The sequence below is a fragment of the Streptomyces sp. NPDC057099 genome (genome assembly GCF_042671245.1).
GTDB classification, from domain to species: Bacteria; Actinomycetota; Actinomycetes; order Streptomycetales; family Streptomycetaceae; genus Streptomyces; species Streptomyces purpurascens.
In genome coordinates this window covers 47814-63593 of the sequence record NZ_JBHUTX010000004.1, presented here as the reverse complement: position 1 = coordinate 63593, position 15780 = coordinate 47814, and the positions used below count along the sequence as shown (strand labels likewise).

The following is a 15780-nucleotide window of genomic DNA, read 5'->3' as shown; positions in this document are numbered from 1 at the left end:
AATGATCGGCATGAGCACCCGCCACATCCTGCTGGGCCTGCTCGCCTCGGGTCCGAGCCATGGCTACGACCTCAAGCGACGCCACGACGACCGCTTCCCGCAGGCCCGCCCGCTGGCCTACGGGCAGGTCTACACGACCCTCCAGCGCCTCGTCCGGGACGGCCTCGCCGAGGTCGAGGGCACCGACTCGGACGGCGGCCCGGAACGGACGATGTACCGCGCGACGGACGAGGGGGCCGGCGAACTGGCCCGCTGGGCCGGGGAGATCGCACCACCCGCCCCCTTCGTGGCGAACGAGATCTTCGCCAAGGTCGTCGTCGCGATCCTCTCGGGCGGCGACCCGGCCGGGTATCTGAGCGCGCAGCGCGCCGCCCACATGGAGCGGATGCGGGAACTGACGGCGCTCAAGGCCGCCAAGGGCGCGGACCTGGCGACCGTGCTCTCGGCGGACTACGCCGTCAACCACCTCGACGCCGACCTCCGCTGGATGACCACCACGGCGGCCCGGCTCACCACCCTGACCGCGGAGGTCGACGCATCATGAGCAGACCCGTGCCTCTCCTCACGGCCCGTGGCCTCACCAAGGCGCACGGCAGGACACCCGCCCTGCGCGGCGCGTCGGTCGAACTGCTCCCCGGCGAGATCCTCGCCGTGACCGGCGCGAGCGGCAGCGGGAAGTCCACGCTGCTGCACTGCCTCGCCGGGATCGTCCGCCCGGACGAGGGCTCGGTGACGTACGACGGACAGCGCCTCGACGACCTGCCCGAGAAGCGGCTGAGCGAGCTGCGCCGCACCGAGTTCGGCGTGGTGTTCCAGTTCGGGCAGCTCATCCCCGAGCTGACGGTCCTGGACAACGTCGCCCTGCCGCTGCTGCTGGCCGGCACCGACCGCGCCCGGGCGCGGGCCCGGGCGGGTGAGTGGCTGGAGCGGTTCGGGGTGCGCGGTCAGCAGGACCTGCGGCCCGGCGAGCTGAGCGGCGGCCAGGCCCAGCGGGCCGCACTGGCCCGGGCCCTGGTCACCGGCCCGAAGGTGGTCTTCGCCGACGAACCGACGGGCGCGCTGGACTCACTGGCGGGCGAGCAGGTCATGACGGCCCTGGCGCACACGGCCCGCGAGTCGGGCACGGCGGTCCTGCTGATCACCCACGACGCCCAGGTGGCGGCCTACGCGGACCGGGAAGTGCAGCTGCTGGACGGCAGCGTGGCGACGGCGGGAGTGGCGGCGTGAACTCCCCACAGTCTTCGCGCCCCTCGCGCTTCCTGCGCTCCTTTCACTCCCTGCGTGCCGATGTGCGCCTCGCCTGGGAACTCACCCGCGGCTCCGACCGCGGCGAGTGGTGGCGGGTGACCCTGACGGCGGCGGGCGCGGCGCTCGCGACGGGCTTCGCCCTCACCGCCGTAGCCCTGGCCTCACTGCGGGGCCAACACAAGGTGGGCTACGCCGCCGGACTGCTGGACCAGCCCGGCACCCGCTCCGGTGTGATCGTCAGCCTGCTGCTCCTGCTCGTGCCGGTGCTCGGGTTCCTCGGGCAGTGCGCCCGGATCGGGGCGGTGCACCGCGACCGGCGGCTGGCAGGGCTGCGGCTGGCCGGGGCGACGCCCTGGCAGGTGCGGCGGATCGCCGCGCTGGAGACCGGGCTCGCCTGTCTGCTGGGCTCGGCCGTCGCCACCGTCTTCTCGGTGCTGCTCCTGCTGCGCCTGTGGGACCGGCCGACCGCCCTGGCCTGGGCGGGGATCGCCCTGGTCGCCGTCGCCGTACCGCTGCTGGGCGCGACGGCGGGCGCGCTGGCGCTGCGCCGGGTGGTGGCCTCGCCGCTCGGCTGGGTGCGCCGGTTCGGACCGCGCTCCGGACGAGGGCCGGGGCTGCTGTTCCTGGGCGGCATGCTGCTCGTCGCGGCGCTGGCGCTGCTGGCCGTGACCACCACCGCCACGCCCGCCGCCAACCGGCCGAACGGCGGACCGCCGCTGATGATGGCGTGCGCGGTCCTCGCGGTCGGCGCGGGCGCCGTGTGATTCTCCGGGGCGGCCGCGAAGGCGGCCGGACGGCTCCTCTCGGCCCGGGCCCGGTCGGCGGCGACGCTGATCGCCGCCGAGCGGCTGCGCGACGACCCCTGGTCGGCCGCCCGTACCCACGCGGCGGTGCTGCTGGTGACGGTCGTCGGTACCGGCTTCCTGGGCATCCGGCAGGTGCTCGGGGACGTGGTGCGCACCAGGAAGGACCTCGCCGAGTCCGTGACCTACTACACCACCGGCCTCGACCTCACCGGCGCCGCCATCGCGGTCGCCTTCGCGATCACCCTGTCCGGACTGGCCGTCGGCACCGCCGAGTCCCTGGCCACCCGCCGCCGGGGCCTCGCCGCACAGTCCGCCGCCGGAGTTCCGCGCACGGTGCTGGGCCGGGCCCTGCTGCTGGAGACCGCGCTGCCGCTGGCCCCCGCGGTGCTGCTCGCGGGTCTCGGCGGCCTGGCCATCGGCACCTGGTACGCCCTGCTCTCGGACCGTCCGCTGCCCTGGGCGACCGCCCTGGTGCCCCTCGCCGTCTACGCCGCCTGCCTGCTGGCCGCGGCGACCTCACTGCCCCTGCTGCGCCGCACGGTGCGCCCGGGGGAGCTGCGGTACGCGTAAGCGCACCTCATGACAGGCCGGCCCGGGGGAACGGGGGTTCCCCGGGCCTGCCGGTGCCGCACGACGCGGCAATACGAAAGCCCGGATCGTCGTCAGGCAGGAATGCCGTCGATCCGGGCCATGGCGTCCTCCGCGCCGTACGGCTGCAAGTAGGGCATCCAGCGCGGATCCCTGTGACCGGTCCCGATGATGCGCCAGGCGAGGCCGGAGGGCGGGGCGGGTTTGTGGCGCAGCCGCCAGCCGATCTCGAACAGATGTCGGTCGGCCTTCACGTGGTTGCAGCGGCGGCAGGACGCCACCACGTTGTCCCAGACGTGTTTGCCCCCGCGGCTGCGCGGGATGACGTGGTCGACGCTGGTTGCGACGCCACCGCAGTACATGCACCGGCCCCCGTCACGGGCGAACAGCGCCCGGCGGGTCAGTGGAACGGGCCCCCGATAGGGAACCCGGACGAATCGCTTGAGCCGGACCACGCTGGGTGCGGGGACTGTGACGGTCGCGCTGTGCAGAAAGGCGCCGGACTCCTCGAGGCATACGGCCTTGTTCTCGAGGACGAGGACGAGCGCGCGGCGGAGCGGTACGACACCTAGCGGCTCGTACGACGCGTTGAGGACCAGGACATGCGGCACGGATGCCTCCTTGGACGCCGGCGGCGCGTGGCTCGCGCCGGGACGATTCGTAGTCAGTCTCTCCTCATGCCTGGTGGAAGCGCCACCATGTCCCGGTAACGGGCTGGGAGTGTTTTCGACCACATCTGATTCATCCCCCCGAGCATGACCTGTTCAAGCCCAGGTGAGCACGGTCTCTCCTTCACACATTCCGCGGGAGAACACACAATGCCCCGTTAGTGTGGTGGTTCTGCCCCTTCGGTGACCCAGTCGTGACCTTGACCCCCCGAAGACCCCCGAACCACCCCACCGGGGCAGACCGCTGCACCTGGAGGTACCCGCCGTGTCCCTGTCCCCCGCGGACGCCGTTCTGATGGCCGCCGACCCTACGCCGTCGCCGACCCCCTCGGATACGCAGAGCCCGAGAGTGCCCTCGCTGCAGGACGCCCACGAGAGCGCGACGAACGCCGCCGGCTGGATCGAGCAGAACTGGTCGACATGGCTCGCGATCGGCCTGCGGGTGCTGCTCATCGTGGTGATAGCGGTGGTGCTGAGGGTCGTCGTGCGGCGGGCGATCACCAAGCTGATCGACCGCATGAACCGCAACGTCCCGTCCCTGGACGGCGGCGCGATCGGCGGGCTGCTGGTCAACGTCGAGCGCCGTCGGCAGCGTTCGCAGGCCATCGGCTCGGTGCTGCGCTCGGTGGCGTCGTTCCTGATCATCGGCACGGCCGCGCTGATGATCCTGGGCACCTTCCAGATCAACCTCGCCCCGCTGCTGGCCTCGGCCGGTGTCGCCGGTGTGGCGATCGGTTTCGGCGCCCGCAACCTGGTCACGGACTTCCTGTCCGGCGTCTTCATGATCCTGGAGGACCAGTACGGCGTCGGCGACACGATCGACGCGGGCGTCGCCTCCGGCGAGGTGATCGAGGTGGGCCTGCGCGTGACCAAGCTGCGCGGCGACGGCGGCGAGATCTGGTACGTCCGCAACGGCGAGGTCAAGCGCATCGGGAACCTCTCCCAGGGCTGGGCCACCGCCAACGTCGACGTCACGGTCCACTCCGGTGAGGACCTGGACAAGGTCAAGGCCACGCTCGACGAGGTCGCCGAGAAGATGGGCGCCGAGGAGCCCTGGAACGAGCTGCTGTGGGGCCCGATCGAGGTGCTCGGCCTGGACAGCGTCCTGCTGGACTCCATGGTCGTGCGCGTCTCGGCCAAGACGATGCCCGGCAAGTCCCTGACCGTGGAGCGCGAGCTGCGCTGGCGCATCAAGCGGGCCTTCGACGCGGCGGGCATCCGGATCGTCGGCGGCGCCACGGCCCCGGCCGAGGAGCAGCTCGCCGACCCGACGGCGGGGATGGCGGCCCCGTCGGTCTACGCGAACGCCACGTCCCCGCAGTCGGCGGCGGCGTCCCCGCTCGCGCCATCGGCGCCGACGAGCACCACGAAGTAGCAGCCTCCCGAAGGGGCGGCATCCGGCTCGGCCGGGTGCCGCCCTTTCTTCATGCCCTCTTGACTCCCGAAGGTGCCGGGTCTAGCTTCCTCTCCACCGATAGGAAACTTTCCTAACAGTAGCCGCGGCGGTGGTCGACGGGTCTCGATGGACTTCTCCCCGTGATCACTGAAAAGCTGAGCAGCCGAAGGGCAGGTGTGGACACGCATGGCAGGAACCGCCGGCACGCCGGGCACCCCACGCGTCCTGCGCGCCATGAACGACCGGGCCGCCCTCGACCTGCTGCTGGAGCACGGGCAGCTGTCCCGTACGCGGATCGGCAAGCTCACCGGCCTGTCCAAGCCGACCGCCTCGCAGCTGCTGGCCCGTCTGGAGGCGGCGGGCCTCGTCCTGGCCACCGGCACCACCGAAGGCCGGCCGGGCCCGAACGCCCAGCTCTACGAGGTCAACCCGGCCGCCGGATACGCCGCCGGACTCGACGTCACCCCGCAGCGGATACTCGCCGCGGTCTCCGACATCACCGGCCGCACGGTCGGCCGGCACGAACTGCCCACCCCCGGCAGGCGCACCGGCACCCCGGTCGTCCAGCAGGTCACCGACGCCCTGGACGGCGCGGTGAAGGCGGCGGGCCTCGCCCGGGCCGACATCCACCGTCTCGTGATCGGCACCCCCGGCGCCTTCGACCCCACCACGGGCCGTCTGCGCTACGCCTCCCACCTCCCCGGCTGGCACTCCCCCACCCTCCTGGACGAGCTCGCCGCCGCCCTGCCGATGCCGTTCGAGTACGAGAACGACGTCAACCTGGTCGCGCTCGCCGAACAGCGGCTCGGCGCGGCCCGGGGCCACGCGGACTTCGTGCTGCTGTGGAACCAGGAGGGCCTGGGCGCCGCCCTGGTCCTCGGCGGCCGGCTGCACCGCGGCTGGAGCGGCGGCGCCGGCGAGGTCGGCTTCCTGCCGGTGCCGGGCACCCCTCTGGTCCGCCAGGTCACCAAGGCCAACAGCGGCGGCTACCAGGAGCTGGCCGGCTCCCAGGCCGTCCCCCGGCTGGCCCGTGAACTCGGCATCGAGGACGTCCCGCAGGGGCCGTACGCCGAGGCCGCGGCGGAACTGGTGGCCCGGGCGGCGGCGCGAACCGAGGCCACCGCACGCCTGGCGCCCGGGCCGGCGGAGGCCGACGACGAACCCCACCGCCACCTCCTCCGGACCTACGCGACCCGGCTTGCCACCGGTCTGGCCTCCCTCGTCTCGGTCCTCGACCCCGAGCTCGTCGTGCTGAGCGGCGCGTCCCTCACCGCGGGCGGCGAGCCACTGCGCGCCCTCGTCCAAGCCGAGCTGGAAGAGCTGGCCGCGTCACGCCCCCGCCTGGTCGTGGGCGACGTCCGTGAACATCCCGTGCTGCGCGGCGCGCTGGAAAGCGCGCTCGCGTCGACGCGCGACGAGGTCTTCGACACCTCCCGCTGACCCCACCCCCCCGCTTTTCCCTCCTTCCCTCTCTTCCCCCGTGCCTCAGGGAGCTCCGCCATGCCCGGAATATCCAGAAAAACAGCCCTCGCGCTCGCCGCCTCCGCCTCCCTCGCCCTCCTCGCCACCGCGTGCACCGGCCAGTCGGATTCCGCCGCGAGCGACGACGCCTCGAAGGAGACGACCATCAACTTCTGGCACGCCTGGAGCGCGCCGGGCGAGGTGAAGGCCGTCCAGTCCCTGGTCGACGGCTTCGAGAAGGCGCACCCCAACATCCACGTCAACGTCGTCGGCAACATGACCGACGACAAGATCAACCAGGCCCTGCGCACCGGCGGCGACAAGGCACCGGACGTGATCTCGTCCTTCACCACGAACAGCGTCGGAAAGTTCTGTTCCTCCGGCGCCCTGGTGGACCTCAACCCGTTCTTCGAGAAGTCCGGCGTCGACCCGGAGAAGACCTTCCCGAAGGCGATGAACGAGTACACCCAGTTCGACGGAGACCGCTGCGCCGTCCCCCTCCTCGGCGACGCGTACGGCCTCTACTACAACAAGACGGCGTTCGAGAAGGCCGGCATCACCAGCCCGCCGAAGACCTGGTCGGAATTCGAGCGGGTCGCCAAGAAGCTGACGATCACCCAGGGCGACACCTACGAGCAGCTCGGTTTCATGCCGAACTACCACGGCTGGGAGACCACCACCGAGCACTACCTCGGCCAGTTCTCCCCCACGTACTTCGACAAGAACGGCAAGTCGAACGTCGGCAAGGACCCGGCGTTCGAGGCCGCGTTCACGGTCCAGAAGAAGCTGGTCGACGAACTCGGCGGCTACCGCAAGCTGGAGACCTACCGCTCCAAGCTCGGCGACGAGTGGGGCCCCAAGCACCCCTTCCACACCGGCCAGGTCGCCATGCAGCTCGACGGCGAGTGGCGCCTCGGCATGGCCCTGGACACCAAGCCGAAGTTCGACATCGGCGTGGCCCCGCTGCCCGTCCCCGACGACCAGGCCGACCAGTACGGCAAGGGCTACATCACCGGCACCATCGCGGGCATCGCGGCGACCAGCAAGAAGCAGAACGCCGCCTGGGAGCTGGTGAAGTACATGACCACGGACACGGACGCGGTGGTGAACTTCTCCAACGCCATCCACAACGTCCCCTCGACGCTCGCGGCCCTGAAGTCCCCGAAGCTGAAGTACGACCCGCGCTTCAAGACGTTCCTGGAGATCGCCGCCAACCCCAACTCCACCACCGCCCCCGCGTCCATCAACGGCGGCGTCTACCTCACCACGGTCCAGGAGTTCGGCTACGCCTACGAAAGCGGGAAGACGACCGATCTCGAGGCCGGCCTGAAGAAGACGGCCGCGCAGATCGACACGGACATCGCGCAGGCGAAGTAGCCATGAGCATCATGAGCCCCGGTAGCACCATGAGCACCTATACGTTGCGGGCGAAACACCGCCGCTCGACGCTCCGCACCCTCGCGTTCCTCTCCCCCTGGCTGATCGGCTTCACGGTCTTCTTCGCCTACCCCCTGCTCTCCACCGTCTACTTCTCCTTCATGCAGTACGACGGCTTCAAGCCGCCGGCCTGGTCGGGCACGAAGAACTGGACGTACGTCTTCGAGCACTACCCCTTCTTCTGGCCCGCCCTGCGCAACACCCTGTGGCTGGTCGTCATCATGGTCACGCTCCGGGTCGCCTTCGGCCTGGGCGTGGGCCTGCTGATCACCAAGATCAAGACAGCGACGGGCGTCTTCCGCACCCTCTTCTACCTGCCCTACCTGGCCCCGCCCGTGGCGGCCACCATGGCCTTCGCCTTCCTCCTCAACCCCGGCACGGGCCCGGTCAACTCCCTCCTGGAGAAGGCCGGACTCCCCACCCCCGGCTGGTTCAACGACCCCGCCTGGTCGAAGCCGGCCCTCACCCTGCTGGCCCTGTGGGGCATCGGCGACCTGATGGTCATCTTCATGGCGGCACTGCTCGACGTACCGAAGGAGCAGTACGAGGCGGCCGAACTGGACGGCGCGACACCCTGGCAGCGCTTCCGCTACGTCACGCTCCCGAACATCTCCCCGATCGTCATGTTCGCGGTCGTCACGGGCGTGATCCAGACGATGCAGTACTACACACAGCCGCTGATCGCCGGGAAGGTCGCCTCGGGCGTGATCCAGGGCGCGGGAACGCAGTTCGAGCCCGGCTACCCGGACAAGTCCACGCTCACCCTGCCCCAACTCGTCTACAACCTGGGCTTCCAGCGCTTCGACTACGGCTCCGCCTGTGTGGTGGCCCTGGTGCTCTTCGCCCTCTCCATGGCCTTCACCGCACTCCTGATGCGCCGCAAGGGCGGCCTGATCAACGCAGGTGAACGATGACGCAACTGCTCGACAGACCCCTGGATGTGAAGGCGCCGCCTTCCCCCGCGGAACGCACGGCCCACCGAAGGGCGTTGCTGGAGTGGATCGCGGTCCACTCCCTGGGCATCGCGGCGGCCCTCTTCTTCACCCTCCCCTTCGTCTTCGTCTTCCTCACCTCGCTCATGAGCGACAGCCAAGCGCTCAGCCGCGACCTGATCCCGCACACCTGGGAGTGGGACAACTACCGCAGGGTCTTCGACACCCCCGGCTTCCTCACCTGGTGGAAGAACACCCTGTTCTACGCGTTCCTGGGCACGGCCCTCACGGTGGTCTCCTCGATCCCGGTGGCCTACGCCCTGGCCAAGTTCCGCTTCCGAGGCCGCAATCTGGCCCTGATGCTGGTCATCTCGATGATGATGCTGCCGCCGCAGGTCATCATCATCCCGATGTACCTGTTCTGGGCGAAGCAGCTGGACCTCTCCGGCACGCTCTGGCCCCTGATCATCCCCATGGCGTTCGGCGACGCGTTCTCGATCTTCCTGCTGCGCCAGTTCCTCACCACGATCCCCGACGAGTACCTGGACGCGGCGCGGGTCGACGGCTGCGGCGACCTGCGCACCCTGCTCAAGGTCGTCCTCCCGATGGCGAAACCGGGCATCGCCGCAGTGGCCCTCTTCCAGTTCTTCTACGCGTGGAACGACTACTTCGGCCCGCAGATCTACGCCTCGGAGAACCCGGGCGCCTGGACGCTCTCCTACGGCCTGGAGTCGTTCAAGGGCGCCCACCACACCGACTGGAACCTCACCATGGCCGCCACCGTGCTGGTCATGGCCCCCGTGATCCTCGTGTTCTTCTTCGCCCAGAAGGCGTTTGTAGAGGGTGTCACGCTCACCGGAGTAAAGGGTTAGACGCAGATGAAACTCACCGTGGTCGGCGGAGGCTCGACCTACACCCCCGAACTCGTGGACGGCTTCGCCCGCCTCAGGGACACCCTCCCCATCGAGGAACTGGTCCTGATGGACCCGGCCGAAGACCGCCTGGCCCTGGTCGGCGGCCTGTCCCGCCGCATCTTCGCCCGCCAGGACCACCCCGGCCGCATCACCACCACGACCGACCTCGACCGCGCGGTCGACGGCGCGGACGCGGTCCTCCTCCAGCTCCGCGTCGGCGGCCAGGCCGCCCGCCAACAGGACGAGACCTGGCCCCTCGACTGCGGCTGCGTGGGCCAGGAGACAACCGGCGCCGGCGGCCTCGCGAAGGCCCTCCGCACGGTCCCGGTCGTCCTCGACATCGCGGACCGCGTCCGCCGCACCAACCCCGACGCCTGGATCATCGACTTCACCAACCCGGTCGGCATCGTGACCCGCGCCCTGCTGGAGGCGGGCCACAAGGCGGTAGGCCTGTGCAACGTGGCGATCGGTCTCCAGCGCAAGTTCGCGGCGCTGCTGGGCGTCGAGCCCCCCGACGTCCACTTGGACCACGTAGGCCTCAACCACCTCACCTGGGAAACGGGCGTACGCCTCGGCGGCCCGGAGGCCGAGAACGTCCTGCCCAAGCTCCTGACGGACCACGGCGACACGATCGCGAGCGACCTGCGTCTGCCGCGCGCGCTGCTCGACTGCCTGGGTGTGATCCCGTCGTACTACCTGCGCTACTACTACGCGCACGACGAGGTCGTCCGAGAACTGCGGACGAAGCCGTCGAGGGCGGCCGAGGTCGCGGCGATGGAGAAGGAACTGCTGACGATGTACGCCGACCCGGCCCTGTCCGAAAAGCCGGAGCTGCTCGCGAAACGGGGCGGCGCGTACTACTCGGAGGCGGCGGTGGACCTGGCGGCGGCCCTGCTGGGCGGCGCCGGCACCCCGTACCAGGTGGTGAACACGTACAACCGGGGCACGCTCCCGTTCCTCCCCGACGACGCGGTGATCGAGGTACAGGCGGCGGTGGGCACGAAGGGCGCGTCCCCCCTCCCCGTCGCCCCGGTGGACCCCCTCTACGCGGGCCTGATGGCGAACGTGACGGCGTACGAGCACCTGGCCCTGGAGGCGGCCCTGCACGGCGGCCGAAGGCGCGTCTTCCAGGCGCTCCTCTCCCACCCCCTCATCGCCCAGTACGAGTACGCCGAGACACTCACGGACCGACTGATCGCACACAACCGGGAGCACCTCGCGTGGGCCTGACCGCGACCGTCCTCGCCATCGACGCCGGCAACAGCAAGACGGACGTGGCGATCGTGACGGCGGACGGAGAAGTCCTGGCCAGGGCGCGTGGGGGCGGCTTCCGCCCGCCGTCGGTCGGCCTGGAGACGGCGATGAACACGCTGGCCGAGACGGTCACCCGGGCCTTCACCACCGCCGGACTCACCTCCGTCACCCACGTCTCGGCGTGCCTGGCCAACGCGGACTTCCCGGCCGAGGAGGACCAGTTGGAGAGGGCGCTGCACGCACGAGCGTGGGGGACAACAGGGGTGGTCCGCAACGACACGTTCGCGATCCTGCGCGCGGGCGTGACGGAACCCCGGGGCGTAGCGGTCGTCTGCGGCGCCGGGATCAACTGTGTCGGCATGCACCCCGACGGCCGCACGGCCCGCTTCCCGGCCCTCGGCAGGGTCTCCGGCGACTGGGGCGGCGGCTGGGGCCTCTCGGAAGAGGCGATGTGGCATGCGTCACGTGCGGAGGACGGCCGCGGCCCCGCCACATCGCTGTCCCGGACCCTCCCCGCCCACTTCGGCCTGGCATCCATGTACGCGCTCATCGAGGCGCTGCATCTGGGCCAGGTAGCGCAATCCCGCCGCCACGAGCTGACACCGGTCCTCTTCGCGACGGCGGCGGACGGCGACACCATCGCCCGCGCGATCGTCGACCGTCAGGCGGAGGAGGTGGTCTCCATGGCCGTGGTGGCCCTCACCCGCCTCGACCTGGTGGACGAACCGACCCCGGTCCTCCTGGGCGGCGGCGTCCTGGCCGCCGAGCACCCGCAACTGAACACCATGATCCAGAACTTGCTGGCCGACCGGGCCCCCAAGGCGATCCCGCAGGTGGTCACGGCCGGCCCGGTCCTCGGCGCGGCCCTCCTCGGGCTGGACAGGGTGGGGTCGAGGGAGGGGGCGCAGGGGCGGTTGCGGGCGCATTTCGGGGTGTGAGACGGGGGTGGGCGGGCGTGCGCTCGAACAGCCTCCGTGGACGGCCGCTGTGACTGGGGTACCCGCGGGCGCATACTGAGGCAATGACAAAGCCTTCCGCGAAGCGTCACCTGCCCACCAGCCCCTTCAAACCCCCGGTCGTGCCGGCTCCCAAGCACTTCGCCGTCGGCGACCAGGTCACCCACGACATCTACGGTCTCGGCCGGGTGATCGGCATCGAGGAGGGAATCGCGGCGCTCGTGAACTTCGGCGGCTCGGTGGAGCAGCGGATCCTGAGCCCGTACGCGAAGATGACCAAGCTGTAGTACGACCGCAGCACCCGCTCACCGCATGCCAGGTCCCAACGGGGGGCTTGGATTCAAAGGGAGACCTCTCATCGACCTGACCTCGCCGTTCTCCGCCCCGGACGGACCGCCCAGCTCCCCTGCCACAGCATCGCCCCCGCCGGCCAGGAACCCCTTCCAGGCCCCGGACTTCGGAGAGGACGAGCCGTTCGTCGCCCCAGGTCAGGACCTCGGGCCTGTATCGGTTACCCGCCAGGGATAACGCTCGCCCCGGATTCAGACGTCACACGGGCACGTCGACGATCACGGCGCGATCCGTGAGGGTGACGACGAATCCGGACCTTGCCATCGGAGACACGAGACCTGTCTCTCGCTGCCCTGGCAGCCTCCCGCTGACTGCCGAACCACCGGCACTCCGCACAGCCGCTCACGGGCTCCGGCTCGGCGAGCGGCAGCCTCCGCTCCACCGCACTCGTGAACCCGCTCACCGGCCCCCTCCCCGACCGGCCGCACGGCCCGCCTGCCGATACCCCTCGCGCAGCCGGTCCTGCTCCGCACAGGGGAGGTTCAGGTTGGCTCCCTCGTCGTCCATGGCGCAGCACGTCCGGCAGGTGGCGCAGTGATCGGCGAAGCGCACGAAGGCGGTCTGCGTGGGCGTCACTTGAGGGGAATCAGGGATCGGCTCGCACGCGGTCTCGCTCACTCCCCCTCCCCCGGGCCGGCGCTGCGCCGCCCGGCGGCGATCAGCCGGACGACGGCAAGCGGGGAACAAAGCATCGCCGCCGGGCCCATCGGCACCGACCAGTACGAGACACGTACGGGGCTGCCTGCCACAGCGTCCACCTGCGGCACCCCGAGATGACCATCAGTCGTTCACTCGGGAACATACGCCCTTCGTGCGCTTCCCGAGCTCGATCCACAAGTCTCGAGCATTGCTCGCGGTCAATGATGACTGGCTTCGGGACCGCGAAAACCCTGCCTGACCGCCGTGCTCTGCGCTACAAATACGAGACGACGCTGCACTGAGCGCAGAACGGGGGCTCATGTCGACTTCTTCAACCGGTACGCCTGGGAGTAGCACTGCAGGGGCGTCGCCGCCTGGCCACACGACGCCGGGCGCGACCACGCACCCGAAATGGAAGCTGGCGACCGTCAAAATGGTCAATTGGTTTACATTCGGCGTTGTCTTCGCAGTCATGCCAATCATTGCCGGCTACTTCATCGGCGCAACGCGCGGTAGCGAAAGAACCTTGACGGACCTTATCGGCCACGGCGAGTTGTTAATCGTCGCAACCGGGCTGTCCGCTGCCGCTGCGGGGCAGGCGTTCACTATGAAGCATGCGAGATTCGGAGTCATACCTCGACTCCTAGGCTGCGGAAACGTCCTGATCGCTGTCTTCACGACACTGTGGTTCGCTGATATTTCTGCAGCCCTGGGCGACAAGCAGCGAATAGACGAGTCTTTCGTGTGCACCTATTCATTGTGGTTTTTCTCGACTGCTCTTGTCACCAGCTTTAGCGGTGCCCTAGTGGCAGAGTTGGAGCAGTAATGGGCCCACTTCTCGCAGTAATCGGCAGCGCTCTCTCCGGCGGAGTCGCCGCAGCATCTTTCGCAGCGGCGATCATAGCTTGGCGGGCAACCCGTGGACGCAGGGCAAGTACGACGATCACTATCGAACGGAATGGGAAAACGATCGCAATCACGGTGAGCGACGTTGACAACGAAGAGGCGGTACAGAGAGCCGTTGCGCAGCTGATGGAGGACTCCAAAGCGGGCGAGAACGACGTTGCGGCCAAGTCTCCACCACCTGATTGACCGTCTTCGAGTAACTACCGCTGACGTTGCCTTGCCGCTATCAGGATCTCGCGGTCTGAGGGCACCGAGCTGTGGTGAGGTCGATGGCGGTGCACAATTCTTCGTCGTGGAGATCATGGAGGGCGAGCTACGGCGCCTTCGGTCTGGCTGGATTGAGGCTGAGGACGGCCAGTAGCAGCCGTTTCAAACGGGTCCGGTTTAGCTTGTCCCGTTACTCCTGACCGCAGGGGCGTGGGTGCTGGCATGATGACGTTCATGACTGCATACCGAAAGGCCGATGCCGCGTAGACGGCCTGGCGCCCTGCGCCTCGAACAGCAAGGTCCTCGCGTCTGGGAAGACCCGCCGCCGGATCGGATCCATGGGCTCTCTGCCCGCACCAGCCTCGCGATACATCGAGCAGAGAGGCTGTCGGCCGACTATTACGTCTATCCCGGTGCCACAGACCGTGCGCTGCGGCGTTACCAAGCGTTTCTGGAACCGCCTGGACGTCGGCCTGTCTATCCGCAAGCCGCGGAGTGCTCGTGCCGCGGCTGTTCCTTTGACGACGTGAGGCATGCCCGCGACGTGCTCGAGCTGGTCCTGGAACTGCTTCCTGTCCGGGCTCGTGCCGAGTTGAGGCGCCAAGTGGTCTCTCTGGACACTGTGTACCTCAAGCGCACCCTTCCCGACCCGTTTGCCGACCGTCGGCAGTGGCGCTCTGACCTTTGGTGGCGTCGGCGGCTCGCAGGTGGCAGAAGGCCTGGGTGAAGCCCCGAGGTTCAGCGGTCGGCAGTGAAATGATCACGGCGTCGGCGCCGTCCTGGATAGTGCTCTTCAGCGGACCGCATCGTCGACCACCTCGGCAAACTCAGGGCTCGTCCACGCGGCCGTTCAGATGGAAGAGAAGCCACTCAAGCCAGTCCGCTGTGACTCCTAGAGACGAGGCCCAACCATGCATGGAGCTGACGTAGGTGGCGTATCGGGTCGGCCAATGGCGAGTGCCGGCCGCCTGCCAACTGGACCACCCGAGGGCGTTCAATGAACGAAAGACCCGATCGTCGAGAATCAAGGCTCGGTCACACGTGGCGCTGCGGTCGTCAACGGCCGCGAACCACTTCGTGAAGAAGGATCGCCGCACCCCGTTGAGGACGAACTGCCGGTAGGCCCCACTCAGGTCGCCTTCTCGGACCGCTTGGCGTGTGCTCCGGAGGACAGCGGGCATGCGGGCGTCGGACAGGGCGGCCTCGGTATACCGCGGCCCGCGTCCGTTTGTGATGCCGGAGCCCCAGACCATGACGGCTACGAACAGGTCACGCAGACTGTCGGGATCGTCACCACCGCCGTCACGGAGATCGGCCAAGTCAGCCCGGCTGATGAGACGGTCGCCACTCAGCCCGTTGGCACATCCAACGCCGATGTCGAGTACCCGCGCCGCTCCGTGCGGCTCCAGCCATGAGCGCCATGTTCCTGGGCGAAAGCGCACAGGCTCCTGTTCGCAATCGCCGTAGCGGACTACGAGCTTCTGAAGCTGCTCCATCAGACCCCCGGACACCGACGACATTGCCGTCTGCCTCAGCGTATTGGATGACATAGCAGGAGTGCTGCTGCAGGCGATGACACTCACTCGAGCCGAACAGATCGTTCCGCCGTCCCGGCGGTCACCGGCCAGGCTTCCAATCGACGTCGAGGATGGCCGCGTGCACAGCACCGGTGATCATCGTGATCGAAAGTACACCGCCCACCCAGTTCTTCGGATTGCCGAGCAACGATCCCAGGATTGCTGAGCCGTAGATGACGGCTGCGTAGACCGCTGGCACGGCCATGCTGACAACGCGCTTCTTGGCTGCGATGAAGAACAGTGGCGGTACGAGAAGGCCAGCCGACAGCACAACCACCACGACCCAGATGACCTTGTGCCAGGAATTCGCGTACATACGGGCTCGAATGGGCGCGTTGATGTGTGAACTACTCATGATCCCCCCAACTTCGACCGAGCACTCAAGTGTGACCCAGAGCACACATCGAGCGAGGGTGATTCGAAGGACTCCCGTCCCTCAG

The 15780-nt window shown here is 69.0% G+C and carries 16 protein-coding genes and 1 pseudogene; 13 read left to right on the top strand and 4 right to left on the bottom strand.

Going from position 1 to position 15780, the window contains the following annotated elements; all coding sequences use genetic code 11:
• Positions 1–10: 10 nt before the first annotated feature.
• From ACFT4A_RS07150 to ACFT4A_RS07140, 3 genes and pseudogenes are all read left to right on the top strand, one after another.
• Positions 11–544, top strand: a complete 534-nt coding sequence (locus tag ACFT4A_RS07150) for a PadR family transcriptional regulator (protein ID WP_382826716.1) — start codon at positions 11–13, stop codon at positions 542–544.
• Entirely contained in the window at positions 541–1227 is a 687-nt protein-coding gene (locus ACFT4A_RS07145; RefSeq protein ID WP_382826714.1) for an ABC transporter ATP-binding protein, read from the top strand. Before ACFT4A_RS07150 ends, ACFT4A_RS07145 begins: the two co-directional genes overlap by 4 nt.
• 50 nt (positions 1228–1277) lie before the next feature.
• Positions 1278–2624 (top strand): annotated as a pseudogene (locus tag ACFT4A_RS07140) (FtsX-like permease family protein).
• Between the two features lie 92 nt (positions 2625–2716).
• Here ACFT4A_RS07140 and ACFT4A_RS07135 read toward each other — a convergent pair.
• Positions 2717–3253 (bottom strand): HNH endonuclease, encoded by a 537-nt coding sequence (locus tag ACFT4A_RS07135; RefSeq protein ID WP_215121353.1) that lies wholly within the window; start codon positions 3251–3253, stop codon positions 2717–2719.
• 352 nt (positions 3254–3605) lie between these two features.
• Here ACFT4A_RS07135 and ACFT4A_RS07130 point away from each other — a divergent pair, with 352 nt between their 5' ends.
• The 8 genes from ACFT4A_RS07130 (at position 3606) to ACFT4A_RS07095 (ending at position 11947) form a co-directional block, all read left to right on the top strand.
• Positions 3606–4685: a mechanosensitive ion channel family protein gene (locus tag ACFT4A_RS07130; protein WP_382827151.1), complete on the top strand. Its 1080-nt coding sequence runs from the start codon at positions 3606–3608 to the stop codon at positions 4683–4685.
• Between the two features lie 207 nt (positions 4686–4892).
• Entirely contained in the window at positions 4893–6146 is a 1254-nt protein-coding gene (locus ACFT4A_RS07125; protein ID WP_382826712.1) for an ROK family protein, read from the top strand.
• A gap of 60 nt (positions 6147–6206) precedes the next feature.
• The gene (locus tag ACFT4A_RS07120) at positions 6207–7544 is read left to right on the top strand and encodes an ABC transporter substrate-binding protein (RefSeq protein ID WP_382826710.1); all 1338 of its coding nucleotides are present in this window, start codon (positions 6207–6209) and stop codon (positions 7542–7544) included.
• 29 nt (positions 7545–7573) lie between these two features.
• Positions 7574–8518 (top strand): carbohydrate ABC transporter permease, encoded by a 945-nt coding sequence (locus ACFT4A_RS07115; protein ID WP_382826709.1) that lies wholly within the window; start codon positions 7574–7576, stop codon positions 8516–8518.
• Positions 8515–9408, top strand: a complete 894-nt coding sequence (locus ACFT4A_RS07110; RefSeq protein WP_382826707.1) for a carbohydrate ABC transporter permease — start codon at positions 8515–8517, stop codon at positions 9406–9408. Before ACFT4A_RS07115 ends, ACFT4A_RS07110 begins: the two co-directional genes overlap by 4 nt.
• A gap of 6 nt (positions 9409–9414) precedes the next feature.
• On the top strand, positions 9415–10680 hold the full coding sequence (locus tag ACFT4A_RS07105; protein WP_382826706.1) for a 6-phospho-beta-glucosidase: 1266 nt from the start codon (positions 9415–9417) through the stop codon (positions 10678–10680).
• The gene (locus tag ACFT4A_RS07100; RefSeq protein ID WP_382826704.1) at positions 10671–11642 is read left to right on the top strand and encodes an N-acetylglucosamine kinase; all 972 of its coding nucleotides are present in this window, start codon (positions 10671–10673) and stop codon (positions 11640–11642) included. Before ACFT4A_RS07105 ends, ACFT4A_RS07100 begins: the two co-directional genes overlap by 10 nt.
• Positions 11643–11725: 83 nt before the next feature.
• Complete coding sequence (locus ACFT4A_RS07095) at positions 11726–11947, top strand: hypothetical protein (protein WP_184592772.1); 222 nt, start codon at positions 11726–11728, stop codon at positions 11945–11947.
• 463 nt (positions 11948–12410) lie between these two features.
• On the opposite strand, the gene ACFT4A_RS07090 is transcribed toward ACFT4A_RS07095, so the two are convergent.
• Complete coding sequence (locus ACFT4A_RS07090) at positions 12411–12629, bottom strand: hypothetical protein (RefSeq protein ID WP_382826702.1); 219 nt, start codon at positions 12627–12629, stop codon at positions 12411–12413.
• A 340-nt stretch (positions 12630–12969) separates the two neighbouring features.
• On the opposite strand from ACFT4A_RS07090, the gene ACFT4A_RS07085 reads away from it, so the two are divergent.
• Entirely contained in the window at positions 12970–13476 is a 507-nt protein-coding gene (locus ACFT4A_RS07085) for a hypothetical protein (RefSeq protein ID WP_215121347.1), read from the top strand.
• Positions 13476–13742, top strand: coding sequence for a hypothetical protein (locus ACFT4A_RS07080; protein WP_370869158.1), 267 nt, complete (start codon positions 13476–13478; stop codon positions 13740–13742). The genes ACFT4A_RS07085 and ACFT4A_RS07080 overlap by 1 nt, the downstream gene beginning before the upstream one ends.
• 848 nt (positions 13743–14590) lie before the next feature.
• On the opposite strand, the gene ACFT4A_RS07075 is transcribed toward ACFT4A_RS07080, so the two are convergent.
• Both ACFT4A_RS07075 and ACFT4A_RS07070 read right to left on the bottom strand, forming a co-directional pair.
• Positions 14591–15259, bottom strand: a complete 669-nt coding sequence (locus ACFT4A_RS07075) for a hypothetical protein (RefSeq protein WP_382826700.1) — start codon at positions 15257–15259, stop codon at positions 14591–14593.
• Positions 15260–15380: 121 nt separating this feature from the next.
• Entirely contained in the window at positions 15381–15656 is a 276-nt protein-coding gene (locus ACFT4A_RS07070) for a hypothetical protein (RefSeq protein WP_382826698.1), read from the bottom strand.
• Positions 15657–15780: the final 124 nt, after the last annotated feature.